This window comes from Chloroflexota bacterium (assembly GCA_015478725.1).
GTDB lineage: Bacteria > Chloroflexota > Limnocylindria > Limnocylindrales > CSP1-4 > C-114.
In genome coordinates, this window is sequence record JADMIG010000032.1 from 1 (window position 1) to 25,039 (window position 25,039).

Below are 25,039 nucleotides of genomic sequence, written 5' to 3' on the forward strand. Positions count from 1 at the left end.
TGGCGCGCCCGGCGGGACTCGAACCCACGACCTTCAGGTCCGCAACCTGACGCTCTATCCACTGAGCTACGGGCGCACGATCCAGGAGAGCTGGCGGAGAGGGAGGGATTCGAACCCTCGAAGCAGGTTACCCCACTTGGCGGTTTAGCAAACCGCTGCACTAGACCTCTATGCGACCTCTCCACGTCCGGCTGCCGCCCCCCGTCCTCAAGGCCGACGAAGGCGCCGACGGATCGAAGCGGGACGGGCTGGACAGCGGGCAGTCTAGCAAACCGCCGTACGAGCCGGTTGCCGGCAGAGCCGGTTGCCGGCTCTCTCGGTTGCGGGCACGAAGCCCACGCCGGGCTCCTGGCCAGTCGAGCCGGGCGGGGACGCTCAGGTGGGACGGCGGCGACGGTCCGATCGGCGAACCACGCTCCGGCGTTCCACGCCATCGGGTGGGCCGGGATCGTCCGGCGGTTTGACCCGTCGGTCGCCCGATCGGCGATCCTCCTCACGGCGCTCGCTCGCGAGGAGCGCGCCGCAGCGCGGACAGCGGCGTTCCTCGACGAACAGGGACTCGAGGGGGGACACGGTGTAGATCGCGCGGCCGCACGACCAGCAGGCGAGGTGGGCCACGTCGTCGATCCGAGCCTGCGGGCGGGCTCAGCGTCCGAGGACGCGGGACCAGGTGGACCGCGGTCGCTTCGCGCCGGGCTTCGTCGCTGTCGCGGGCCTGGCGGCGCCGAGGAAGCGCTCGACCTCGTCGCGGTAGCGGGCGCCGCGTCGGGTCTGCACGAGCCAGGACAGATATCCGGGATCGACCCGGGCGATCTCACCGAGCGACCAGCCGAGGTGGCGTCCGAAGTCGAGGACGCTGCCCGACGGTCGACCGGGCGGCGGTCCGGCGGCACCTTCGCCGTCGGGTCCGGGTCGCCACCTGGATGGGTCGGCCGACGTTCGGCGGGACGTCGCGGCGGGCGCCGGGCCGGGTGTCGCGGCGGATGCCGCGCCGCGCGCGGCGTCGCCGGGATCGAGGCCCCGATCGTACTCCGCCCGGCGGCCCGGATCGCCGAGGATCTCCCAGGCCGCGTTGATCCGGGCCATCGCCGTCGCCGCCTCGGTATCCGCCGAGTGGTCGGGGTGATGGACACGGGCGAGCGCGCGGTAGGCGGCCCGGATGACCTCCGCCTCCGCGGTCCGGCTCACCTGGAGCTCGCGATATGGGTCGAATGGGAGGCTCATCGTCTGTCGTTCACCGATCGTTGAGACAGGATCTGGCCGGTGAAGTCCTTGGCGAGCAATCCGCCCGGGACGCTCCCCAGATCCGGGAGCTCGATCGCCTGATCCATCGCCGGAGCGATCCAGTCGGCGAGCTCCCGGTTGAAGATGATCGTGGAACCCCCGCGCTGCGTGCGCACGGTCCCCGCCTGGTATTCGATCGTCGCCTCCGTGAGCGGGACCATGGGCCGCTTCCGCCTGACGGCGAGGAGCGGGTCGGCGCCGGGTGTCGTGTGAACGTAGCCATGGATGAGGTACGGACCGAGGGTAACGCCGATCCGGGAGGGTCGCAACCGGGTTCGACGGTTCGGGTCGCCTCGAGGACCCGTCGCCTCGACCGCGAGGAGATCGTGGCGGCTGACCTCGAGCTCGTTCACCTCCATGACCTCGCCGCTCGCAAGACTCTCGACCATCACGTCGACGAGGACGAGGTCGCCGATCTCGTTGAGCATGTCCGTGAGTCGCTCGCGGTCGAGGATGAGATGTCCGAACAGGCGGCAGTCCTCCGCATAGGCGGAGAAGTCGATGTGCGTGTGGAGCTGAGCCGGCGGAAGGATCTCCTCGGCCCGCAGCGGTCCGGACGGATCCGGACCGAAGACAAGGCGGAGCGTCCGGCCGATGATCTCGATCATGTCGGGGGATACCGTAGCGACCGGCGGACCTCGCCAGGTGGAGCGACGGTAGCCGGCGGGTCGGCCGTCGACCAGTGACCGGTTGGTACCATCGACCTGCCAGCGGTGACCGCCTGCACCGGTGCATCAGCGCACAGTCCTGCTGTCGACCATGACCCATCGTTCGGCGGTCTGCCGGTCCCGCCCTCGCTGTCCGCTGACAGCGGTCCTGTCATGCGTTGACACCGGCCCGCTGGAGCGGCTACTGTCCCCCCACGCCATGAGCCGCCACTACTTTTACCTCAGCCCGGCATGATCGCTTCCGGAACGTAGATCCGGAGCACGGGTCGTGCCGGGGTAAAGCAGAGGCCAGACCTCTGCTTTTTTGTTTCCCTCGCCGGAGGGTGGACGAGACCACCTCGGTCGACCACCACCTTCGAGGAAGGATGAATCGATGATCGTGGTGATGGCCGCCACCGCCAGCGAGGCCGAGCTCCTCGGGATCAAGAGCGCGATCCTCGCCGAGGGGCTCGTCCCGTTCGACCATGTCGGCGCCGAACGGACCGTCATCGCCGTCGTCGGCGAGGTCGGTGGACGCCGAGCGGATCTCATGAACCGGTTCGCCGACCTGGCCGGCGTGGAGACCGTGACGCCGATCAGCCGTCCGTTCAAGCTCACCTCACGGGAGTTCCACCCCGAGGACACGGTCGTCCGCGTCCTCGACGCCGCCGTCGGCGACGGGAGCCTCACCGTCATGGCCGGCCCATGCTCGGTCGAGAGTCGCGATCAGCTGTTCGAGACCGCGGATTCGGTCCAGGCGAGCGGCGCGACGATCCTCCGCGGCGGCGCGTTCAAGCCGCGGACGAGTCCGTACAGCTTCCAGGGGCTCGGCGTGGAGGCCCTGCGGTACCTCGCCGAGGCGCGCGAGCGGACGGGACTGCCCGTCATCACCGAGGTCATGGAACCGAACCAGGTCGACATCGTGGCCGAATACGCCGACATCCTCCAGATCGGCACCCGGAACATGCAGAACTACTCGCTCCTCACGGCCGTCGGTCGGGTCGCCCGCCCGGTCATGCTCAAGCGGGGCTATGGAGCGACCATCGAGGAGTGGCTCATGGCCGCCGAGTACATCGTCAGCTCGGGGAACCCGAACGTCATCCTCTGCGAGCGCGGCATCCGGACCTTCGAGACGTACACCCGCAACACGATGGACCTCGCCGCGGTCCCGCTCCTCCACCACCTCACCCATCTCCCCGTCATCGTGGATCCGTCCCACGCGACGGGCAAGCGATGGCTCGTCAAGCCGCTCGCGATCGGCGGGGTGGCGGTGGGCGCCGACGGCGTCATGGTGGAGGTCCACCCCGACCCGCAGTCGGCGCTCTCGGACGCGGAGCAGCAGCTCGATCTCGACCAGTTCGCCGACATGATGGCCGCTCTCGTCCCGGTCCACGAACAGGTGCGGTCGCTGCGCGGTGATCCGCTGCTCTCCGGAGACGCGCTCGGCATCGGCGGGGCGGGCCGACATTGAGCGCGTCAGCGACCGGGCATGAAACGGCGAGCGCCGAGCCGACGGGTCGCGCCGAGGTCGAGCCCGCGGCCCGCCTGCGGGGGACACTCCGGCTGCCCGGCGACAAGTCGATCAGCCACCGGGCCCTCCTGCTCGCCGCCCTCGCCGACGGTGAGAGCACGATCGCGGGCTCGGGTGACGGGGCGGACGTCCGCTCCACCGCGGGCATCGTCGCGGCGCTCGGCGCCACCGTCGAGCGGACCGTGGGCGACAACCGGACGGTGGACTACCGGGTCGTCTCGCCCGGGGCCACCGGCCTTCGCGAGCCCGACGACGTCCTCGACTGCGGCAACTCCGGGACGACCCTGCGCCTCGTCACGGGTCTCCTCGCCGGGCTCCGGATCAGCGCGGTCCTCAGCGGCGACGATTCATTGCGGCGCCGTCCCGTCGCCCGTATCATCGAGCCGTTGCGCTCGATGGGCGCCGAGCTCCACGCCCGCCGGAACGATTCCCTCCCCCCCGTCACCGTGGTCGGCCACCTCCGGCTTCGGGCGGTGGACCACACGACGCGCGTCCCGAGCGCGCAGGTGAAATCGGCGATCCTCCTCGCCGGCCTGCATGCCGACGGGCGGACCACGGTGCGCGAGTCGATCGCGACCCGCGACCACACGGAGCGGATGCTCCGGGCGCGCGGGGTTCCGGTCGTGCGTGCGGAGCTCGAACCGTCGGTCGGGGACGGACCAGGCACGGGATCGGACGCTCGAGGCGCGGCCACGGTCGCGTGGAGCATCGAAGGAGGCAGGCGCGTGCGAGCCGTCAGCGAGCGGATCCCGGGCGACGTCTCGGCGGCGGCGTTCTGGCTCGTCGCCGGGGCCGTTCATCCGGACGCCGAGCTGCGGCTCGTGGGGGTGGGCGTCAACCCGACCCGACGCGCCGTCGTGGACCTCCTGCGGGCGATGGGCGCCCGGATCGATGAGCACCCGGAGCGACCGGACGATGGGGTCGGCGAACCGACCGCCGATCTGACCGTCCGGACGAGCGACCTGACGGCGATCGAGATCGAGCCGGCGGAGGTCGCCGCGGCGATCGACGAGATCCCGATCCTCTGCCTCGCCGCGACCCAGGCGCACGGGCGGACCGTGATCCGTGGCGCGGGTGAGCTCCGCCACAAGGAGAGCGACCGCATCGCCGGGATCGCCAGGGGCCTCGCCGCGCTCGGCGCGGACATCGCCGTCGACGGCGACGACATCGCGATCGTCGGTCCGACGCGCCTCCGCGGCGCCGTCACGGACAGCCTCGACGACCACCGACTCGCGATGACCTTCGCGATCGCCGGACTCATCGCGACCGGGACGACGACCATCGGCCGTCCCGGCAGTGCGGCGATCTCCTATCCCGGCTTCTTCTCCGATCTCGATGGGGTGCGCGCGTGACCAGGCGGGTCGTCCTCATCGGCCACCCGGTGGCCCACTCGCTGTCCGGCCCGATGCTCCAGGCCGCCTTCGACGAGCGCGGCATCGACGCGCGGCATGAGCTCCGCGACGTGTCGATACCGGGCCTGCCCGCGGCGATCGAGGATGTCCGCGGGACGGACCACCTCGGCGCACAGGTGACGATCCCCCACAAGGAGCGCGTCGTCCCGCTCATCGACCGGCTGACGGACGAGGCCCACGCGACCGGCGCCGTCAACACGATCACGAAGGAGGGCAAGCGGCTCGTCGGGCACAACACGGACGTGCCAGGCTTCAGGGTCGCCCTGGATTCGCTCGTCGGCCGCCAGAAGATGCCGAAGATGGCCGTCGTCCTGGGGGCCGGCGGCGGCGCGCGGGCGGTGGTCTACGGCCTCATCACCGAGGGATTCCAGCGCGTCGTCGTCTTCAATCGCCACCTCCACCGCGGGGAAGGGCTCGTCCGGCACTTCGGCCGGAGCGCGGCACACATGGAACTCAAGGCGATGCCGTGGCATGAGTCCATCATCGAGGCGGAGCTCGCGCGGACCCGCGTCCTCGTCAACGCGACCTCGATCGGCCTCCACGGCGACGTCGCCCCCATCCCGGCGGGGATCATCCCGCCCGGTCTGCTCGTGATGGATCTCATCTACAACCCGTCGCAGACCCGATTCCTCCGCGAGGCCGCAGCCGCGGGTGCCGAGGCGACGGCGAACGGACTCGTCATGCTCCTGCATCAGGGCACGGCCCAGTTCGAGCTGTGGACCGGCCAACCGGCGCCGATCGAGATCATGCGCGAGCGCCTCGAGGCGGCGCTCGCGGCGCGCGAGGCGTCCGCTGACGACGCGGCCTCCGAAGCCGCGGCCGGAGTCGCCGCCGCGGCCGAAGCGGCCCCGGCACCCACGCCGGCGCCGGGCGACTAGGCCGGTGGGGCGCCTCCGCTTCCTCACCGCCGGCGAGTCGCACGGACAGGCGCTCGGCGTCACGATCGAGGGCATCCCGGCCGGGCTCCCGCTGACGGCGGACGACCTCGCGGTCGACCTCGCCCGGCGCCAGCGGGGATACGGGCGTGGCGCCCGCCAGGCGATCGAGCACGACGCCGCGGAGATCCTCGCCGGGGTGCGGCACGGCCGGACACTCGGCTCGCCGATCCTCCTCCAGGTCCGCAACCGCGACTGGGCGAACTGGACCCGCGTCATGCAGGTGGCACCGCTGAGCGAGGAGGAGGCGGCCGGGCTCGCCGCGGCCGTCGAGGGAGGCGACCGGCGCTCGACGCCCGTGACCCGCGTCCGGCCGGGTCACGCCGACCTCGCCGGCGCGATGAAATACGGCTTCGACGATGTCCGCAACGTCCTCGAGCGGGCGTCCGCCCGCGAGACGGCCGCTCGGGTAGCCGCCGGCGGGGTCGCCCGGGTGTTCCTGCGGGTGCTCGGCATCGAGGTCTGGTCGTTCACCGCGGAGGTCGGCGGCGTGGCCGTGGATCCGGGGCGCGCGACGCGATCGCGGGAGGAGGCGGACGGGTCGCCGCTCCGCTGCCCGGATCCCGAAGCGGAGGCGGCGATGATCGCCCGCATCGACGAGGCACGGTCGAATGGCGATACGGTCGGCGGCGTCTTCGAGGTCGTCGCGCGCGGCGTCCCGATCGGCCTCGGCAGCTATGTCCACTGGGACCGCCGCCTCGACGCGGCCCTCGCCGCTGCGGTCATGAGCATCAACATCGTCAAGGGTGTCGAGTTCGGCCTGGGGTTCGAACAGACGCGGCGCTTCGGGTCGGCCGTCCACGACGTCATCGCCGGCCGCGGGCCGGACGGCCGGTGGATCCATCGCTCGAACAACGCGGGCGGGCTCACCGGCGGAGTCTCAAACGGCGAACCGATCGTCGTCCGCGGAGCCGTCAAGCCGATCTCCACGCTCGCCCGGCCACTCCCCTCGGCGGACCTCCTCACCGGAGATCCGGTCGAGAAGGCCCACTACGAGCGGAGCGACATCAGCGTGGTCCCGGCGGCCGGGGTCGTCGGCGAGGCGATGGTCATGCTCACCCTTGCCGACTTCGTCCTCGACAAGTTCGGCGGGGACTCGGTCGCGGAGACCGTGGACAACGTCGATCGGTATCGCACCCGGATCGCGCTGCCCGTCGAGGGCCGCGATGGGGCCCACGGACGGGGCGGCGCGCTGGGCTCGGACGTCGTCGGGTCCGGCGGCGACGACTGAGCGGAGATCGATGGACATCGTCCTCATCGGCCTGCCCGGCAGCGGCAAGAGCGTCGTCGGACGGCGACTGGCCCATCGCCACGACGCGACGTTCGTCGATCTCGACGACGCGATCGAACGGGCGGCCGGTCGCCGGATCGCGGACATCTTCGCGACCGAGGGCGAGGCGGACTTCCGGGCTCGAGAATCGGCGGCGGTGGCGGCGCTCGGGCCAGCCGATCCCGACCCGGCGCTGCGGCGGGTCATCGCGACCGGCGGCGGCACGGTGGTCGATCCGCGGAACCGCTGGCTGCTCCATCGCGACCGGCTCGTCGTCTGGCTCGACGCCCGACCCGAGGCCCTCGCCCAGCGGCTCCGGCACAGCCGGACGGTACGACCGCTCATCGCCGGCCGTGATCCGATCGGCACCCTCCGGGTACTCGCCGCGTCCCGGGAACGGTTCTACACGGCGGCCCATCGGGTGAACGCGCTCGCCGAACCGGGAAACGTCACCGGCACGATCGAGGAACTCCTCGCCGAGTCGCCCGGAACCGGGCCGACGTGGCTCCTCGCCGCGGAGACGCGGATCGGGCGGTTCGTGCTCGGAGACGGGATCGCCGTCGAGGGCGTGGCCGAGGCGCTCGAGCGGGCGGACGCGCGCCGGGCGATCATCATCACGGAGTCCGGCGCCCGGGCCGCCGCTGGCGAGGCGATCGCCGACGGGCTCCAGGCGCGCGGACTGCCGGCGGAGATCGTCGAGTTGCCGACCGGGGAGGATGCGAAGCGGCTCGCGATCGTCGAGGAAGCCGCTCGTCACCTCGCCCGGATCCGTGCCGAGCGGAGCGAGCCGCTCGTGGCGATCGGAGGCGGCGCCCTCGGTGACGCGGCCGGCCTCCTCGCCGCCCTCTGGCTCCGCGGTGTTCCCGTCATCCACGTCCCGACGACGCTCGTCGCCCAGATCGACTCGTCGATCGGCGGCAAGACCGCCGTCGATCTGCCGGAGGGCAAGAACCTCCTCGGCGCATTCCATCAGCCGTCCGCGGTCGTCATCGACGTCGCGCTCACCCGCTCGCTCCCCGACCGCCAGCGGCGTGCGGCACTCGGCGAAGCGGTGAAGATGGCGGCCCTCGGCGATGAGCGACTCTTCGACCTGCTCGAACGGGAGGGACGGGCGATCGCCGCGGGCGACGACGTCGCGTACACCTCGGGCGCCGTCGCCGAGCTCGTCGAACGCGCCATGTGGGCGAAGGTGGAGATCGTCCTCGCCGACGAACGGGAGCGCGGCGGAGCGGGGTCCGACGCCGGACGGCTGGCACTCAACCTCGGGCACTCCGCCGGTCACGCATTCGAGGCCGCGGGCGGCTACGGCGAGCTCCTCCACGGTGAGGCGGTGGCGTGGGGCCTGCGCGTCGCAAGCCGGATCGGCGCCGCCGTCGACGTCACGCCTCCGGACCGGGCGATCCGGATCGAACGCCTCCTCGACCACCTCGGACTCGGCACCGGCTCGCTGCCATACGGCATCGACGCCGTGCTCGATGCCCTCGGGATGGACAAGAAGCACGCCGCGGGCCGCCTTCGCTGGGTGCTGCCGACCGCGGCCGGCGTGGTCGTGCGGGCGGACGTGTCGGACGAGCTCGTCCGCTCCGCCATCGGCAGCGTCCTCGCCGGCGCGGCGGGCCGCCTCCCATCCCCCACGGCGGTCGTCGGGACCGTCGATCGATGATCCGGGTGCTCGTCCTCCAGGGGCCGAATCTCGACCTGCTCGGGACGCGGGAGCCGGCCATCTACGGTCGGGCGACGCTCGACGAGATCCACGCCGGGATCGCCGCCCGCGCGGCCGAGCTCGAGCTCGAGGTGCGGTTCTTTCAGAGCAACCACGAGGGGGCGCTCATCGACCGCCTCCACGAGCGCGACTTCGATGTCGCCATCGTCAACGCCGGCGGGCTCACCCACACGTCCGTCTCCCTCCGCGACGCGCTCCTCGGCGTCGAGCGGCCGTTCGTCGAGGTCCATCTCTCCGACCCCTCGACGCGCGAGCCGTTCCGCCGGGTGAACTTCCTCTCGGACATCGCGCTCGAGTCGATCGTCGGTAAGGGGGCGGCGGGATACCACCTCGCCCTCGCCTCCATCGCCCGGCGGGTGGCAGACGGGGACATCGGTCGGGTCGATCATGGCTGATCGCGGCGACGCGCCGGAGTCCGTCGAGCTCCGCCGGCTGCGACGCCGGATCGATGCCCTCGATCGGCGGATCGTCGCCCTCCTCAACGAGCGAGCCGAGCTCGGGCGCGACGTCGGGCGGGCGAAGGCGGCGGCCGGCCGGAGTGCGATCCGCGACGCCGAACGGGAGCGCGAGGTGCTCCTCCGGGTCTCGGTGGCGAACGGCGGACCGATGCCGCAGGCGGACGTGCTGTCGATCTATCGGCGCCTCATGGCAGCGACTCGGGCGCTCGAGACGCGGGATCGGCGACGGAGCCGCGATCAGGATGGACGGACGACCGGAGGCGGATCGTCGGACGAGGGCGGGTGACGGAGGCGCGGGCGGCGGCGCGAGACGGGGGCGCGAGACGCGATCGCGGGACGTTCCACGACCTCGCGGCGCGGGTCGGGACGGCATTCCCCGGCGGTCCGACGACGCGCTTCGCTCCGGCACCCACCGGCTACCTCCACCTCGGGCACGTCGCGAACGCGATCGTCGTCTGGGGGATCGCCCGGGCGACGCGCGGGCGGGTCATCCTCCGGATCGAGGATCACGACCGTGGTCGGTGCCGGCCGGAATACGAGACGGCGCTCCTCGAGGACCTCGACTGGCTCGGCTTCGAGCCCGACGCGCCGACCACGGCGGAGCTCCGGAGCGCCCCGTCGACGTACCGCCAGAGCGACAGCGGGACGCTCTATGAAGGCGCCTTTGAACGACTTCGGGTGGCAGGCGCGACCTATGCCTGCCGCTGCACGCGGTCCACGTTCGTGGCCTGGGCCGAAGTTCACGACGCTCCGTGGCGGGGGCCAGGCTGTCCGGGTGGGTGTCGCCGACTCGAGCTCGCATCCGCAGCGGACCTGCCCGATCCGGATCGCGTTCGGCGACGGCGAAGAGGCGTTCGACGACCTCCTGCTCGGCGCGCGATCGGGTCCGCTGACCGACGTCGGCGGCGACCCGATCGCCCGCGGTCGGGACCGGAGCTGGACGTACGGGTTCGCGGTCGTCGTCGACGACGCGCGACACGGGATCGATCTCGTCATCCGCGGCGAGGACCTCCTCGAGGAGACACCCCGCCAGATCCGGCTCGGGCGGCTCCTCGGTCGGGCCGCGCCGCCGCGATACATCCACCACCCGCTCATCCGGCGACCGAACGGGGCCAAGCTCTCGAAGGCGGCCGGCGACACCTCCGTCCGCGGACTCCGGGCCGCCGGATCGAGCGCCGCGGCGATCGTGGGGCGAGCGGCGCTCGAGGTCGGGCTCATCGCCGAACCGCGATCGATCGCGGCGGACGAGGTCGGCGCGCTGTTCGACTGAGCGCGGTCTCGCGCCTACCCGGCCGTCGCCGCCCGGAGCGCCCGGACGAGGCGGCCGAGCGCCGCGACGTCCCGGCCATCCGTCCCGAGCGCATCGACGAGCGCTGAGGCGACGATGACGCCATCCGCGCCGGCCCGGACGAGGGCCCGCACGTGAGCCGGACGGCTCACCCCGAAGCCGACGGCCACGGGCACGGGCGAGGCGGCTCGGACCTCCCGGACGAGGCGGCCGACGGAGCGTGGCAATGCGGACCGGGCTCCGGTCACGCCGACGAGCGAGACGCAGTAGAGGAAGCCTCCCGTCCGCGCCGCGATCGACGCTCGGCGGGCGGGTTCGGTCGTGGGGGCGACGAGGTAGACGACGGCGAGGCCGAGCTCGCGAGCGACCGCCTCGAACGGACCGCCCTCGTCCGGGGTGAGGTCGGCGACGATGACACCGCTCGCCCCCGCCTCGGCGAGCCGGGCCGCGACCGCGCGGCCATCGCCGCCACCGAGGACCTGGTTCGCATACGCCATCGGCACGAGCGGGAGATCCGGGCGAGCGGCGGCGATGCGGCGGAGCAGGGCGATCGATCCTTCGAGCGTGGCTCCCGCGGCGAGCGCCGCCCCCGAGGCACGCTGGAGGGTCGCACCGTCGGCGAGCGGATCGGAGTACGGCAGGCCGACCTCGAGGAGATCGGCGCCGCCGTCCGCAGCGGCCAGAGCCGCGGCGAGGCTTCCCTCCGCGTCCGGGTATCCGGCGACGACATACGGGATGAGCGCGGCACGACGGTCGAGCCGGGCCCGCTCGAAAGCGGCGGCGATCCGCCGTGCACCGCTCGTCTCGCGGGTGCCCGCGGCGGGTGCCGCAGGCGCGCGATCGTCCTGACGTTCCGGAACGGATGCGGCGGTCACGCCCGACCTTCGGCGGGGGGCTCGAGTGCCGCGAGGTCCTTGTCGCCACGCCCGGAGAACCCGAGGAGGACGATCGTCTCGGACGGGTACGGCGCGCCCGATCCCTCGACGCCGGCGAGGAGGCGCGGCAGGACCGCCACGGCATGCGCCGTCTCGAGCGCCGGGAGGATGCCCTCCGTCGCGGCGACGAGCCGGATCCCGGCGAGGGCCTCAGCATCGGTCGCCGCCGCGAGCTCGACCCTGCCCGCGACGGCAAGGGCGGCGATCTGCGGCCCGACCCCCGGATAGTCGAGGCCGGCGCTGATCGAGTGCGCCTCCACCACCTGGCCGTCGGCGTCCTGGAGCATGAGCGACCGCGACCCGTGGAGGATGCCGGCCGAGCCGCCGGCGATGGCCGCGGCGTGACGGCCCGTCGCGATCCCTTCGCCCGCCGCCTCGGCGACGGCGAGGCGGACGGACGGCTCGCCGATGAACCGGGCGAGGAGCCCGATCGCGTTCGAGCCACCGCCGACGCAAGCCAGGGCGAGATCCGGCAGGCGTCCCTCGACCGCCTCGAGCTGTGCCGCCGCCTCGTCGCCGATGCGCCGCTGGAGGTCGCGGACGATCGTGGGATAGGGATGCGGCCCCATCGCCGAGCCGAGGACGTAGTGGGTGGTCTCGACGTTCGTCACCCAGTCGCGCATCGCCTCGTTGACCGCGTCCTTGAGGGTCGCCGAGCCGCTCGTCACCGGTCGGACCTCCGCCCCGAGCGCGCGCATCCGGAGGACGTTCGGGGCCTGGCGGCGGATGTCCTCCGCCCCCATGTACACGACGCACGGCAGGTCGAGGAGCGCGCACGCCGTGGCCGTCGCCACTCCGTGCTGCCCGGCGCCCGTCTCGGCGATGACGCGCGTCTTCCCGAGTCGCCGCGTGAGGAGGGCCTGTCCGAGCGCGTTGTTGATCTTGTGGGCGCCCGTGTGGGCGAGATCCTCGCGCTTGAGATAGAGCCGGATCCCTGCGGGTGGGTCGGCCGGTCCGGCCCCCGACGCGCGGAGCGCGCGGGCCGCGTCGAGGACGGCGCCGGCGAGGCGATCCGCCCGATACATCGGCGTCGGCCGGCCGGCGTACGTCGCGAGCAGTTCGCGGAGCTCCGCCCAGAACCGCGGGTCGTCGCGGAGGACGAGGTACGCGCGCTCGAGATGTTCGAGGGCGGCCATGAGCGTCTCCGGGACGTACCGCCCGCCGAAGCCCCGATCGATCCCCCAGCGTCCCCGATCGTCCGCCTCGACGAGGCCCGGGTCCACCGGCGCCGGACGGAAGGCGATCGTCGGGCGGTCCGTCCGGGCGGCGCGCGCGCGCTTGATGAAGAGTGCGACCCGGAACGGATCCTTCCTCGGGCGCTCACCGGCGGTTCGTGGCGCCTCGACACCGGAGGCCACGTCCACGCCGACCGCGGCGATGTCGAGGACGGCGCCGCCGACGCTCGCCGGGTCGAGGCCACCGGCGAGGATCACCGGGATGCGTCGGGCGATCCCGGCCGCGAGCCGATCCGCGACCCGCACGCCCGTGCCGCCCGGATGCGGGCCACCGGCCGTGTCGAGGAGGATCCGCTCGCATCGTCCAGCAGCGAGGTAGAGCCCGGCGCGGGCCACGATCGCATCCTCGGTCGACTCCGGGGCGGCGGGCCCCTGCTCCACTCCGGGCGGGAGGTGGAGCGCCTTCCACGTCGGCCGGGCGACGGATCCGACGAGCTCCGGAGGTTCGTCCCCCGACAGCTGGACGACGTCGGGATCCACCGCCCGGACGATCAGCGCGATCTCCTCGGCCGTCGCATCCGCCGTGACCGCCACGATCCGCGGCGTCGGCCGACCGCCACGAGCCGCCCTGGTCAGCCGGGCGAGCGCGGCCGCCTCGTGGAGGGCGAGGGCGCGCGGCGTGCCGGGGACGAGGTTGAAGCCGATCGCGTCCGCGCCGGCGGCCAGGACGGCGAGGACGCCGGGCTCGTCCGTCACGCCGCAGATCTTCACCAGCGGTTCGCGGGCCGTGGCGGCCGGATCCGTCGGCAGCGCACCCGCCGCGACGAAACGGCGGGCGCTGGCGGCCGGATCGGCTGCCCGGACGAGCGCCTCGCCGACGAGCGCCGCGTCGAACCCGAGAGCTCGCCAGCGGGCGATCGTGGACGGTTCGCGGACCCCGGACTCGGCGACCGCGATGCGGTCGGCTGGGACCGCGGCGCGCAGGCGATCGGCGCGCTCGAGGTCCACCTCGAGGGACCGCAGATCGCGGTTGTTGAGCCCGATGAGACGGGCACCGCTGAGGAGCGCCCGCTCGAGTTCGCGCTCGTCGTGCGCCTCGACGAGCGGCTCGAGCCCGATATCGCGAGCCAGGCCGACGAACCGGGCGAGCCGGCGGGTGGGATGCAGGACCGCGAGGAGCAGGACGAGGTCTGCCCCGGCCGCCCGAAGGAGCGGCAGCTGGCGCTCGTCGACGACGAACTCCTTGGCGAGGACCGGCACGCTCACGGCCTCGCGGACCGCCGTCAGGTCCGCGACCGAGCCGCCGAACCAGCGCGGCTCGCAGAGGACCGAGACCGCCGCCGCTCCACCGGCCACGTACGCCCGTGCCCGGGCGACGAGGTCGTCTCCCACGGCGATCGGGCCGGCCGACGGCGACGACCGCTTGACCTCGGCGATGAGATGGAGGCCGGGACGCGCGAGCGCCTCCGCGACCGGACGCGGCGGAGGCACCGCCGCCGCGTCCGCGCGACGCTCGAGCTCGCGAAACGTGGTTCCGGCGAGCTCGACGGCGAGATCGGCGGCGCGCCGGGCCGCGATCTCGTGGACGACGCCCGCCGCCGCGCGGGCTCGTTCGGCGGTGAGGGTCATGCCGGGGCTCCCCGGGGCCCGCCGGTCGTCGCGCCGGTCGTCGGGCGGGTCGACGAGGCGAGGAGCTCGTCATGATCGCGCCGCTCGTCCCGCAGCCGACCGAGGAGATGCGTCGGGCCGCCGGAATCGATGGTGCTGGCGGCGGTGGCGATCCCCTCCTCGAGCGTCGCGCTCCGGCCGGCGACGACGAACGCGGCGGCGGCGTTGAGGAGGACCACGTCGCGTCGCGGTCCCGGCTCGCCCGACAGGACGCGTTCGACGAGGCGGGCGTTCTCCTCCGGCGTCCCGCCGGCGAGCTCGGTGGTCTCCGCTCGCTGCAGGCCGAGCGTCTCGGGTGCCACGGTCCGGATCGCGATCCCATCGGGCGAGACGTCGTGGATGACGCCGCTCCCGTCGAGCGGCAGCTCGTCCACGCCCGCCCCGTACACGACGAGCGCCCGCTCGGTCCCGAGGAGACGGAGGACGGCGGCGAGTCGCGGGGCGGCGGCAGCGTCGCCGACGCCGACCACGAGCCGATCCACGGCGGCCGGGTTGGTCAGCGGTCCGAGCAGGTTGAAGGCGGTCCGGATGCCGATCTCGCGGCGGGTCGGCCCGGCGTGACGCATCGCCGGATGGAATGCCGGGGCGAAGAGGAAGGCGAACTGCATCGAGGCGAGTGCCGCCGTGGCGGACGCCGCGTCATGGTCCGTCCGGATCCCGAGGGCATCGAGGACGTCCGCCGAGCCGGAGCGCGAGGTGATCGCCCGGTTGCCGTGCTTCGCCACCGGGACGCCGGCGGCCGCGACGACGAGGGCCGCCGTCGTCGAGATGTTGAACGTCCCGCTGTGATCGCCCCCGGTGCCGACGATGTCGATCGCCCCCTGCGGGGCTGTGACCCGCACGACCCGCTCGCGCATCGCGGCGGCGAAACCGGCCAGCTCCTCGATGGTCTCGCCGCGCATCCGCAGCGCGACGAGCAGGGCGGCGAGCTGCGAGGCGGTGGCGGCGCCGTCCATGACCGCGCCCATCGCGCCGCGGGCCTCGTCCATCGAGAGCGTTCGACCGTCGACGACCGCCGCGAGCGCCCCTCGCACGAGATCGCTCATCGGTCCGCCATCCCGGCCGTCGCGAACGACCCGCTGACGGCGTCGAGACGGCTGGCCTCACCCTCGCCGGCCTGGCGGAGGAAGTTCGCGAGCAGGTGCGGACCGTCCGGAGTGAGGATGGATTCCGGGTGGAACTGGACGCCCTCGAGCGGCAGCGAGACGTGGCGAAGGCCCATGACGACCCGGTCCACCTCGCTCATCGCGGTGACGCGGAGCTCGGTCGGGAGCGTCCCCGCATCGACGCACAGGGAGTGATAGCGGGCGGCCATGAACGACGGCGGCATCCCGGCCAGGAGCCCGGCCCCGTCGTGGGTCACCTCGGTCGCCTCACCATGGACGAGGGTGGGGGCGCGGACGATCGACGCCCCGTACGCCGCCGCGAGCGACTGCATCCCGAGGCAGACGCCGAGGAGGGGGATCCCTCGAGCGGCGGCGACGCCGATCGCCGGCACGGAGACACCGGCGCTGCCAGGGTCGCCGGGCCCCGGCGAGATGACGATTCCGCGAAGCGCAGCCGAAGGGTCGTCCGCGAGCACCATGATCCCGTCGCCGGTGATCGCGTCGTTGCGGAGGACGCGGACGTCCGCACCGGCTGCCTGGAGGGCCTGGACGAGGTTGAAGGTGAAGCTGTCGTAGTTGTCGATGACGAGGATCATCGGCCGATCCCGCCGGCCGGCGCGACGGACTCGTCAGCGGGTAACCGGCCCGCCAAGAGCGGTCGATCGTCGGCTCCCACGGCGATGTCGATCGCTCGCCGGAGCGCCGCCGCCTTGTGCTCGGTCTCCTCGAATTCGCGCTCCGGGACGGAGCCCGCGACGATCCCCGCGCCGCTGTGGATGTGAGCCTGGCCGTCGCGGAGGACGGCCGAACGGATCGTGATCGCCGTGTCGAGATTCCCGTCGTAGCCGAGGTAGCCGACCGCCCCGCCGTAGAGCCCCCGGCGCTCCCGTTCCGCGGCCGCGATGAGCTGCATGGCCCGGACCTTCGGCGCCCCGGAGAGGGTCCCGGCGGGGAAGACGGAGCGGAGTCCGTCGACGGCGTCGAGGCCGGGCGCCAGACGCGCCTCGACGTGCGACACGAGGTGCAGGACGTGGCTGTAGCGCTCGACCTCGAGGTACTTCGTCACGGCGACCGTGCCCGGCCGGGCGACCCGCCCGAGATCGTTGCGGCCGAGGTCGACGAGCATGATGTGCTCGGCTCGCTCCTTCGGATCGCGCTGCAGTTGCTCGGCCAGGAGCTCGTCCTCGGCCGCTGTCGCGCCGCGCGGGCGGGTGCCGGCGATCGGGTGGGTCGTGAGCCGGTCGCCCTCGACCTGGAGCAGCAGTTCGGGGCTCGCGCCGACGACCTCGAAGCTCGGCGTCCGGACGAAGAACAGGTACGGACTCGGGTTGACCCGGCGGAGCGCGCGATAGATCGCGATGCCGTCGAGCGTGGTGCCGTCCGCGGTCACCGGGAGGTCGAAGGTCTGTCGGCGGGCGAGGACGACCTGGATGGCCTCGCCGGACGCGATCGCGTCCTTCGCCACCTCGACCGCGCGGATGTACTCATCGTGGCCGAGGCTCGTCCGGACCGCGGTAACCGCTGATCCGGTCGCGTCACGCGTCGCCGGGGCGGCGATCTCGGCGGCCGAGGGCCGCGCCGTCCTCTCGAGCGTCTCGAAGATGGCGGCCTCCGCGATCCGGTATCGCCCCTCGAAGTCCGGCGCCTCCGTGTGGAGCGAGGCGATCGCCGAGAGGGTGTGGGTCAGGTGGTCGAAGACGAGGACGAGGTCCGCCTCGATGTATGCGGCGAGCGGCACGCCGACCGGATCGTCGGGCGGGAGCGGGACGGTCGGCTCGAAGGTCGACGCAGCGTCGTATGACAGGGCGCCGACCGCGCCGCCGGTGAACCTGGGCATCCCTTCCAGCGGCGCGACCCGCCGGCGCGGCACGAAGGCGCGGAGCGCGGCGAGGGGGTCGCCGGACGGGACCGTCTCGCTCGGCAGGCTCGGGTCGTATTCGGCGACGCTCAATGGCCGGGTCAGGATGGTGGCCCGTCCGTCGCGAACGTCGAGGAGTCGCCGCGGCCCGATGCCGAGGAAGGAGTAGCGGCCGAGCCGCTCGCCGCCTTCGACGGACTCGAGGAGATACGCCGGGCCCCCGTCGTCGAGGCGGAGGAACGCGCCGATCGGCGTCTCGAGGTCCGCCGCACGCGTCGCCCGGAGGAGCACGGTGTCGGCCGCGCCAGCGAGGCGCTTCGCCTCACCGAGACTGAGCGGATCGGTTGTCGACATCTGCTGTGGCCTCCGGGACGGCGCTCCGCCGGCGAGAATCAGAACGACCTTTCGTCACTCGGGACGAAAGGTCGAGCCTTCCGCGGTGCCACCCTCATTCGGCCAAGCCGCACTCTCGTGACCGACGGGTCCGGAACGTCCCGGCCGATCGGCGCTGCCCGCTATCGCTGGCGCTCTGCGCCGGAGCCTACTGGCGTCGGTCGCCGCATCGGCGTCCGATCACGTTCGGTCCGGAGGCTCCCGGGTCCATTCGCCGCCGCCGTCGTCCCGGTTTCCACCAGCCACCGGGTCTCTCTGCCGACGCTCGACGGGTACTCGTCCCGTTCATCGCCCGTTCTTCGTGATGTAGGCGGGACTCTACGCGTGCCGCTATCGCAGCGTCAAGCGCCGGGCGGGCGCCCGGGGCGCGGCGCAAGGGCGGGCCCGGCGCGTGGGCGTGGGCGGGGCGGAGTCTCAGATGATCATCGGAGGAACGTACGGGAGCGAGTCGGCCCCTCCCCGACCCCTCGCCGGCCGCGGACGCGGCCGATCCGTGCGTGGGCGAGCTCGGGATGGAGTCCACGACCGGTCAAGCCGACGGAAACGGACTCGAACGTTCCCAGCGTGACCATCTGAGATATCCCTGGGGAGACGCCGGGGTGTGCCGGGGTGCGTCCAGCCATCGCCACAGGCTACCCGACGCCACCGACTGGGTGGCGCGTTCGAGGTCGACGGCGATCACGGCGCTGACGCCGATGCGTGGCGTCGCGGCCCGGTCGCTCAAGCCCGGCGATCGCGTGGCCAGATGCACGCCGAGCGAGCGTTCGGTCGACCTTCGGCACCCGCCCGGCCGGACGCGCTCGTCGGCGCGGTCGCATGCGTGCGTGGCTGATGGCCCGAGGACCCGCGACGGGCCCGATCCGACGCCCACGCCGAGCACCGATCCCACCTTACGTTCGTGGGACGTGCGTCTGGCCAGTCTGCGGTGGGTCGCAGGTCGGGGTGGGCCGCGTCCGGATCAGGCTGACGCGCCATCGGGACTGGCGGAGGGGGTGGGATTCGAACCCACGAGGCTTTCGCCCGACGGTTTTCAAGACCGTTGCCTTCAACCACTCGGCCACCCCTCCCGGATGGAGTCCTCTCGACACTGTAGCGGTTCGATGGCGTCGACTGGGCACGGGCCGAGCCACGCGTCGTGCGCGTGCGGCCATGTCGCTGAGCGGACGAAGAGCGGCGAGGTCCGGTGACGAGAGACACCACAAATACTTGTCCCCTTCGTGAGGGTGCCAATAGTCCCTTGTGTTTCGTCCCACCTGATGGTACTTATGGCAGGTGTTGATCCTCCGTCGAGGGTCGTCCACATCCGACCTGATGGCTATGTCCGCTTGGGGGGAGCCGGCCGCGAAGACAGGCGATGGCCACGCACCCGTGTCGTCGAACACACACCGCCGACCACGGGATTCCGGTTTTCGAACCGATGACCAAAGTACCGGGCGCTGTCCCCGATCTCCTTCGCCTGCACGGCGATGGAATGCCCGATGCATCACCCCAGTGCAATCATCTCCGGGAGGTTCTACGTGCTCAAGAAGAAGCTTCCTCGGTTCCTGCTCCTGTTCGGTACCATGGCCGGCATGGCCTCGCTCATCGGCGTCGCGGTCGTCGGCACCGGCGCCTACTTCACCGACTCGGTCGGCGGTCAGATCAGCGGCAACCTCGGGACCGTGGCGGTCGCCGTCAGCGGTCAGAACATCAACTTCGCCAACCTGATGCCAGGCGAGGTCCAGACGCAGGCCGTCACGGTAAAGAACACCGGGACCGGGAACGAGGACATCTACCTCGCCTTCGACAACACCAACAAGGGGTGGAGCGCCGTCAACGACCTCGGCCAGTACGGCAAGTTCGTCATCAACGGCAAGACCTACGACAACCTCAGCAATAAGTACAACTCGACGACCGGCGTCCCGGGCGCGCCGATCTCCGGCGTGTTCATGGGCGGCTCTTGTTCGACCGTCAACCGCGTGCCGGTCAACTTCCTGCCCCACGTCATCCTCCTGGGCACGCTGACCCCGAACCAGACTTGGACGTTCAACATCGCCTTCAACATCATCGCCTGCAAGAGCGACGGCGGCGGCGCCGACCTCTGGTCGTCGATCGCCAACGACTTCAGCCCGCTCCTCACCGGGCCCCTGCCCCTCAACTTCAAGATCGCGGCCTTCCAGCCGGGCGTCAACCCGAACGATCCGTTCAACGGCGCGGGCCAGATCGCCCCGCTGTCGCTGCCGATCACAAACTACGCCCCGGGCATCTACCAGTAAGCGTGGCCTAACCGCCAGTTCGATACGGGTGGGTGGGATACTCCTGCCCACCCGTTCACCAACTCCTGCGAGAACACCATGACCCTCCGGCGAATCCTCACGCTCATGGCCGTCGCGGCGATCGTCGCTGTGATCGGGTTTGCCGCCTATGCCTGGGCCAATGGCGTGCGCTTCTATGCCGTGGAGTCTGGCTCGATGGCGCCCGCCGTGCATGCGGGCGATCTCGTCATCGATCTCCCGACCACGCCGACGTCGACGTATCGGATCGGGGACATCATCACCTTCCATCCGACTCCGGGCACCACCACGACGCACCGCATCGCCGCGCTGGAGGCGGCCGGGATCGTCACACGCGGTGACGCCAATCCGAGCTCGGACGTCGGATACCTCCAGGCGACGAGCATCGTCGGTCGCGTGGCCGCTGTCGTCCCCTTCGGCGGATATGTGGCGGTCTTCTTCCGCCAGCCGGCGGGAGTCGCCGCCCTGCTCCTGTTCCTTGTCGCGGCGGCCTTCCTCTGGCACTTCATCGGAGGTTCCACGCCGCGCGCGGACGAATCCGTCGACGCGGCACGCGAGGCCTCTGCGCCGGCCAGCTCCGAGGAACCGGCGCCCGATGCCTCAACGGCCGGGTCGGACGGCCGGGAGCGCATCGAACCCGCGCGCGACCGTGACACGACGGCGCGCGCGACGTTCAGCAAGGAGAACGCGTGAACCGCAAGCGAGTCATCTCGTATGTCGCGCTCATGGCGGCAATCGCCGGCGCGACTGCCCTCGCCGCGTCTTCGGTGGCAGACACCGGCGCGTACTTCACCGATTCGCACAGTGGCTCGATCGTCGGCACCCTGTCGGTCGCGACCCCGAGTCCCGATCCGAGCGAGAGCGAGAAACCCGATCCGAGCGAGAGCGAGAAACCCAAGCCGACTCCCACGCCGACACCCGCGCCCACGTCCACGCCGACTCCGACGCCCTCGCCGACGCCGACTCCATCGGCGACTCCCACGCCGACCCCGACCCCGACTCCCACTCCCACCCCGACGCCGTCCCCCACCCCGACGCCGAGCCCGAGCCCGAGTTGATGGCGGTTCGGGCGAATCGCGTCCGTCGCGATCCGAGCCGAGCCCGTCGTCAGGCGGGCGGCTCGATGACCGCCGTTCCCATCGCCGCGCGGAGGACCTCCGGGACGACGACCGTCCCGTCCGGCTGCTGGTAGGTCTCGAGGATGCCGGCCACGACGCGGGCGAGGGCGAGGCCGGAGCCGTTGAGGGTGTGGACGAGTTCCGGTCGCGCGCCCGGCGACGGCCGGTGGCGGATCGCCATCCGGCGGGCCTGGTAGTCGCGGAAGTTCGAGCATGAGCTGACCTCGAGCCAGCGTTCCACGCCGGGCGCCCAGATCTCGAGGTCGTATTTCTTGGCCTGCACGAAGCCCATCTCCCGGGTGCTCATGAGGAGGACCCGATAGGCGAGGCCGAGTCGCTGGAGGAGAACCTCCGCCCGACCGGTCATCCATTCGAGGGCGGCATCGGAGTCGGCCGGCTTCTCGAAGAGGACCATCTCGACCTTGTCGAACTGGTGGACCCGCAGGATCCCGCGGGTGTCCTTGCCGGCCGCGCCGGCCTCGCGCCGGAAGCACGGCGAGTACGCCGCATAGCGGATCGGCAGGTCCGCCGCCTCGAGGATCTCGTCGCGATGGAGGTTCGTGACGGGGACCTCGGCCGTGGGGACGAGGTACAGCTCGTCGCGCGTCGCGACGTACATCTGGTCCTCTTTATCCGGGATCTGGCCGGTCCCCCGGGCAGAGGCGGCGTTGACCACGGCCGGCGGCCAGATCTCCGTGAACCCGTGCTCGGTCACGTGGACGTCGAGGAACCAGTTGATGAGCGTGCGCTGGAGGCGCGACCCGAGACCCGTATAGACGGGGAACCCGGAGCCGGCGATCTTCGCGCCGCGTTCGAGGTCGAAGAGGCGGAGCCGCTCGGCGAGCTCCCAATGCGGCCTGCGCTCCCACGTCGCGCCGACCTCGCCGATCCGCGGCTGGATCCGCGGCAGCGGCTCGCCCCAGGTTCGGACGGTGACATTCGCGTCTTCACCACCGACCGGGACGTCCGGATCGGCCGGGTTGGGGATCCGGAGGAGGAGATCTTCGAGCTCCGCCTCGACGGTGGCGAGCTCCGCGTCGATCCCCGCGATGCGCTCGCCGGCCCGGGTGGACGCGGCGCGGAGCGCGGCGACCTCCGAGGCCTCCGGCCGCGCACCGGCACGGATGGCGTCCCCGATCTGCCGGCTCGCGACGTTCCGCTCGCCCTTGAGCCCGTCGCCCTCGGCGAGGAGCGCTCGCCGCCGTCCGTCGAGCCCGAGGGCCGCATCCACGAGACCCGGATCCTCGCCCTTGTCGCTCGCCCCCTGGCGCACGACGGCTGCGTCGTCGCGAAGGCGCTGAACGCCGACGCTCATGCCGGGCCGCCCAGCCTGACCGGAGCGGCGGCCGCCCGCGCCCGTTCCACGACGAACGTCGGGTCCAGGCTCGCGAGCAACCAGCCGGCGCGCGGGCCGCTCGGCCTGCCAAGGAACGCCGCATAGATCGCGGTGAACGCCCGCCTCGCCTCGAGGCCCGCACCGCTCGCCGTCTCGAAGATGAGCGACTGCCATGAACCGCCGCTCGTCGGAGTCTCCCGCTCGCTCCGATCGGCGAGGACGGCGAGGAACCGCCGCTGCGGCTCGTCGAGATCGGCGGCCTCGACCGGCAGCGCGTCGCGCTGAACGGCGATCCGGGCACCCTCCGGCGCGTAGGTCTCGAGCCAGGCTCGGGCGGCAGTCTCGCGTTCGGCGAGGATCGCCACTTCCGTCTCACTGAGCCGGCTCCCCTTCTCGACCTCGGCCGCTGCGGCGGGCGTCGCCGTGGGCTGCTGGACGAGGAAGGCGACGTGGCCGAAGGCGAGCCGGAAGGCGGCCGCCCGCTCGGCGACGACCGCCGGATCCGTCGCGAGGGATGCGTACGCGAAGAGCCGTTCCGGCGACGGCGGGAGCGTGCCCCGGACCTCCCGTCCCGCGGCGGCGTCGGCGACCCGGTCAAACTCGTCGAAGAGGCGCGGGATCGCGTCCGTCCCGTCCGGGTCGAACTCGATGGCGCTGTTGGGACGTGGGCGGATGAAGAGGAAGCGGAGCTGCTCGGGCGGAACGACCTCCGCGATCGTGTGAGCGGCCGCTCCCCTCCCCTTCGAGGTCGACATCTTGCGGCCGCCGATGTTGAGGAACTCGTACGGCACGTTGAGCGGCGGCTCCCGCTCGAACACCTCGCGGGCGATCGCGTCCGACCGGTCGCGGGAGCCGCCGGCCGTGGCGAGATCCTTGCCGCACGGCTCGATCGTCACGCCGAAGATGCTCCACTGGGCGGCCCATTCGAGGTTCCAGCCAAGCTTTGCCCGGCCGCCGAACGGCGAGACCCATCCGGACCGCCCGCAGCCCTGCGCCCACGCGACGAGCGACGGGCGGCATTCGTAGTAGACCCGGTCGCCGTCCCAGCGGGTGACGATGGTCGTCCCCACCCTGCCGCACTGCTCGCACACGACCTGGACAGGGTGCCATGCGTCAGGGTGCTGAACATTGGCGACACGGCGATAGATCTCGCGGACCTGGGCAGCGCGATCGAGGGCGATCCGGATGTACGGGTCGACATCGCCGGCGGCGTAGACCTCGCTCATCCAGTAGTAGCGGTCCGGTCGGATGCCGAGGCCGGCGAACGTGTCGATGAACGTCTGCGCGTGATGGCGGGCGTACGAGGCGTGGCAATCGCCCGCCTGGTCCGGCACGTGGGCGAGCGGTCGACCCATCTCGGTCTCGACCGCGTCCGGCGTGAGGAGCGCCTGCGCGTCCATCGGATCGAGATCGTCCACGCCGTAGAGGAGCTCCGTCTCAAAGTCGCGGGCCCGCAGGGCCCGGGCGATGACGTCGAGGATGACGGGGCCGCGGAGGCTGCCGACGTGGACGGTCCCGGACGGCGTCTTGCTGTCGTTCACGACCTGCCGGCCGCTCACCGACGCCGCCAGTTCGTCCGCCCAGTCCATGATCGCCGCCTCTGTGGCCGCCTCGCCCCGAGCCCGGGCTCAGCTGATCTTGGTGACCGTGTACGTGAAGTCGCCCGCGGGGACGTGGACGAGGACCTTGTCGCCCTTCCGCCGACCGAGGAGCGCCCGGCCGACCGGTGATTCGTTGGAGATCCGCCCGGCGGCCGGCTTCGCCTCCGTGGATCCGACGATCGTGAAGCTCTCGTCGCCGTCCTCGCCGGTCACGCTCACGGTGGACCCGATCTGGACGTGATCGACCGAATGATGCTCGTCGATGATCGTCGCGTTCTTGATGAGCGACTGAAGCGTCTGGATCCGGCCCTCGACGAACGCCTGCTCGTTCTTCGCGTCTTCGTACTCGGCGTTCTCGGAGAGGTCGCCATGCTCCTTCGCATCGTGGATCCGCGACGCGACCTCCGCCCGGCGGACGTTCGTCATCTCCTCGAGCTCGGACTTCAGGCCCTCGAGGCCTTCGCGTGAGAGGTAGGTGGGCTTGTTCACGGTGGCTGATCCCCGCTGACGATCGGCTGATGGGACGCGTCGCTCGCTCGTGCGCCGAGCCGGGAGGGCGGTGCTGGGCGCTGAGGTGGTCGCCCCGCCGCGGCCGTCTAATGAAGAACGAACCCCGGGCGTTCCGCGCGCGGCGGGCCCGAAGTTCGACCGGCGCGTATCCTAGCCGCCGGCCGGCGCCCGGTCAAACGCGACGGTCAAACGCGACGGTCAGGCGGTTGCGAGGCGGGCGGTTGCGAGGCGGGCGGTTGCGAGGCGGGGGCCGCGTCTGGACGTCCGCGAGCCCTGGACGGTCCACCTGCTCACCACCGGAACGTTGGAGGCGCAGCGGGGGTCCATTGCGTCTCCCGTGCTCTCCGGGTGGACGGTTGAGACGGATCGGGGCATCCAGACCCTGATTCTCCTTTCGAACGCTCCGGGGATGAGCGGATGAGAATCCACAGACCGCGCGCGAGGAGGCGACCGGAGGGCCCGCGATTCACGGCGGCCGGAGGGCCCGCGATTCACGGCGGCCGGAGGGCCCGCGATTC

At 72.2% G+C, this 25,039-nt stretch carries 22 protein-coding genes, 3 tRNA genes and 1 pseudogene; 12 read left to right on the forward strand and 14 right to left on the reverse strand.

The window, feature by feature from the left end:
- The 5 genes from IVW53_13505 to IVW53_13525 form a co-directional block, all read right to left on the reverse strand.
- A tRNA-Arg gene (locus IVW53_13505) sits at nucleotides 1-76 on the reverse strand.
- 15 nt (nucleotides 77-91) lie between these two features.
- A tRNA-Ser gene (locus IVW53_13510) sits at nucleotides 92-183 on the reverse strand.
- 192 nt (nucleotides 184-375) lie between these two features.
- A complete protein-coding gene (locus tag IVW53_13515) occupies nucleotides 376-618 on the reverse strand; it encodes a hypothetical protein (GenBank protein MBF6606585.1) in 243 nt (80 codons plus the stop codon).
- 27 nt (nucleotides 619-645) lie between these two features.
- Nucleotides 646-1,224: a DnaJ domain-containing protein gene (locus tag IVW53_13520; GenBank protein MBF6606586.1), complete on the reverse strand. Its 579-nt coding sequence runs from the start codon at nucleotides 1,222-1,224 to the stop codon at nucleotides 646-648.
- Complete coding sequence (locus tag IVW53_13525; GenBank protein MBF6606587.1) at nucleotides 1,221-1,892, reverse strand: hypothetical protein; 672 nt, start codon at nucleotides 1,890-1,892, stop codon at nucleotides 1,221-1,223. Before IVW53_13525 ends, IVW53_13520 begins: the two co-directional genes overlap by 4 nt.
- 433 nt (nucleotides 1,893-2,325) lie before the next feature.
- Here IVW53_13525 and aroF point away from each other — a divergent pair, with 433 nt between their 5' ends.
- From aroF to IVW53_13570, 9 genes and pseudogenes are all read left to right on the forward strand, one after another.
- Nucleotides 2,326-3,402, forward strand: a complete 1,077-nt coding sequence (gene aroF / locus IVW53_13530) for a 3-deoxy-7-phosphoheptulonate synthase (protein ID MBF6606588.1) — start codon at nucleotides 2,326-2,328, stop codon at nucleotides 3,400-3,402.
- A gap of 74 nt (nucleotides 3,403-3,476) precedes the next feature.
- A complete protein-coding gene (aroA, locus tag IVW53_13535; protein ID MBF6606589.1) occupies nucleotides 3,477-4,814 on the forward strand; it encodes a 3-phosphoshikimate 1-carboxyvinyltransferase in 1,338 nt (445 codons plus the stop codon).
- Nucleotides 4,811-5,752, forward strand: coding sequence for a shikimate dehydrogenase (aroE, locus tag IVW53_13540; protein MBF6606590.1), 942 nt, complete (start codon nucleotides 4,811-4,813; stop codon nucleotides 5,750-5,752). The genes aroA and aroE overlap by 4 nt, the downstream gene beginning before the upstream one ends.
- 4 nt (nucleotides 5,753-5,756) lie before the next feature.
- Nucleotides 5,757-7,040 carry a chorismate synthase gene (aroC, locus tag IVW53_13545; protein MBF6606591.1) on the forward strand — a complete coding sequence of 428 codons (1,284 nt, stop codon included), beginning with the start codon at nucleotides 5,757-5,759 and terminating at the stop codon, nucleotides 7,038-7,040.
- Nucleotides 6,976-8,742, forward strand: coding sequence for a bifunctional shikimate kinase/3-dehydroquinate synthase (locus tag IVW53_13550; protein ID MBF6606592.1), 1,767 nt, complete (start codon nucleotides 6,976-6,978; stop codon nucleotides 8,740-8,742). The genes aroC and IVW53_13550 overlap by 65 nt, the downstream gene beginning before the upstream one ends.
- Nucleotides 8,739-9,197, forward strand: a complete 459-nt coding sequence (locus IVW53_13555; GenBank protein ID MBF6606593.1) for a 3-dehydroquinate dehydratase — start codon at nucleotides 8,739-8,741, stop codon at nucleotides 9,195-9,197. Before IVW53_13550 ends, IVW53_13555 begins: the two co-directional genes overlap by 4 nt.
- Nucleotides 9,190-9,546 carry a chorismate mutase gene (locus tag IVW53_13560; protein MBF6606594.1) on the forward strand — a complete coding sequence of 119 codons (357 nt, stop codon included), beginning with the start codon at nucleotides 9,190-9,192 and terminating at the stop codon, nucleotides 9,544-9,546. The genes IVW53_13555 and IVW53_13560 overlap by 8 nt, the downstream gene beginning before the upstream one ends.
- Nucleotides 9,543-9,851, forward strand: a pseudogene (locus IVW53_13565) (hypothetical protein). The gene IVW53_13560 and the pseudogene IVW53_13565 overlap by 4 nt, the downstream one beginning before the upstream one ends.
- A 184-nt stretch (nucleotides 9,852-10,035) precedes the next feature.
- A complete protein-coding gene (locus IVW53_13570; GenBank protein ID MBF6606595.1) occupies nucleotides 10,036-10,530 on the forward strand; it encodes a hypothetical protein in 495 nt (164 codons plus the stop codon).
- A 14-nt stretch (nucleotides 10,531-10,544) separates the two neighbouring features.
- Here IVW53_13570 and IVW53_13575 read toward each other — a convergent pair whose 3' ends face one another.
- From IVW53_13575 to IVW53_13600, 6 genes are all read right to left on the reverse strand, one after another.
- Nucleotides 10,545-11,423: a tryptophan synthase subunit alpha gene (locus IVW53_13575; protein MBF6606596.1), complete on the reverse strand. Its 879-nt coding sequence runs from the start codon at nucleotides 11,421-11,423 to the stop codon at nucleotides 10,545-10,547.
- A complete protein-coding gene (gene trpB, locus IVW53_13580) occupies nucleotides 11,420-14,287 on the reverse strand; it encodes a tryptophan synthase subunit beta (protein ID MBF6606597.1) in 2,868 nt (955 codons plus the stop codon). Before trpB ends, IVW53_13575 begins: the two co-directional genes overlap by 4 nt.
- Nucleotides 14,284-15,372, reverse strand: a complete 1,089-nt coding sequence (gene trpD / locus IVW53_13585) for an anthranilate phosphoribosyltransferase (protein MBF6606598.1) — start codon at nucleotides 15,370-15,372, stop codon at nucleotides 14,284-14,286. Before trpD ends, trpB begins: the two co-directional genes overlap by 4 nt.
- On the reverse strand, nucleotides 15,369-16,028 hold the full coding sequence (locus IVW53_13590; protein ID MBF6606599.1) for an aminodeoxychorismate/anthranilate synthase component II: 660 nt from the start codon (nucleotides 16,026-16,028) through the stop codon (nucleotides 15,369-15,371). The genes trpD and IVW53_13590 overlap by 4 nt, the downstream gene beginning before the upstream one ends.
- Nucleotides 16,025-17,644 carry an anthranilate synthase component I family protein gene (locus IVW53_13595; GenBank protein MBF6606600.1) on the reverse strand — a complete coding sequence of 540 codons (1,620 nt, stop codon included), beginning with the start codon at nucleotides 17,642-17,644 and terminating at the stop codon, nucleotides 16,025-16,027. The genes IVW53_13590 and IVW53_13595 overlap by 4 nt, the downstream gene beginning before the upstream one ends.
- Before the next feature lie 1,020 nt (nucleotides 17,645-18,664).
- Nucleotides 18,665-18,750 (reverse strand) — tRNA-Ser (locus IVW53_13600).
- A 411-nt stretch (nucleotides 18,751-19,161) separates the two neighbouring features.
- On the opposite strand from IVW53_13600, the gene IVW53_13605 reads away from it, so the two are divergent.
- From IVW53_13605 to IVW53_13615, 3 genes are all read left to right on the forward strand, one after another.
- Nucleotides 19,162-19,938 carry a hypothetical protein gene (locus tag IVW53_13605; protein ID MBF6606601.1) on the forward strand — a complete coding sequence of 259 codons (777 nt, stop codon included), beginning with the start codon at nucleotides 19,162-19,164 and terminating at the stop codon, nucleotides 19,936-19,938.
- Between the two features lie 78 nt (nucleotides 19,939-20,016).
- Nucleotides 20,017-20,649 carry a signal peptidase I gene (locus IVW53_13610; protein ID MBF6606602.1) on the forward strand — a complete coding sequence of 211 codons (633 nt, stop codon included), beginning with the start codon at nucleotides 20,017-20,019 and terminating at the stop codon, nucleotides 20,647-20,649.
- Nucleotides 20,646-21,014 carry a hypothetical protein gene (locus tag IVW53_13615; protein ID MBF6606603.1) on the forward strand — a complete coding sequence of 123 codons (369 nt, stop codon included), beginning with the start codon at nucleotides 20,646-20,648 and terminating at the stop codon, nucleotides 21,012-21,014. The genes IVW53_13610 and IVW53_13615 overlap by 4 nt, the downstream gene beginning before the upstream one ends.
- Before the next feature lie 49 nt (nucleotides 21,015-21,063).
- On the opposite strand, the gene serS is transcribed toward IVW53_13615, so the two are convergent.
- Genes serS through greA form a run of 3 tightly spaced genes read right to left on the reverse strand, consistent with a single transcriptional unit; the run spans nucleotide 21,064 to nucleotide 24,500 of the window.
- Nucleotides 21,064-22,389 carry a serine--tRNA ligase gene (gene serS / locus IVW53_13620; GenBank protein ID MBF6606604.1) on the reverse strand — a complete coding sequence of 442 codons (1,326 nt, stop codon included), beginning with the start codon at nucleotides 22,387-22,389 and terminating at the stop codon, nucleotides 21,064-21,066.
- Nucleotides 22,386-23,999, reverse strand: a complete 1,614-nt coding sequence (gene lysS / locus IVW53_13625) for a lysine--tRNA ligase (GenBank protein ID MBF6606605.1) — start codon at nucleotides 23,997-23,999, stop codon at nucleotides 22,386-22,388. Before lysS ends, serS begins: the two co-directional genes overlap by 4 nt.
- Before the next feature lie 39 nt (nucleotides 24,000-24,038).
- A complete protein-coding gene (greA, locus tag IVW53_13630) occupies nucleotides 24,039-24,500 on the reverse strand; it encodes a transcription elongation factor GreA (GenBank protein ID MBF6606606.1) in 462 nt (153 codons plus the stop codon).
- Nucleotides 24,501-25,039: the final 539 nt, after the last annotated feature.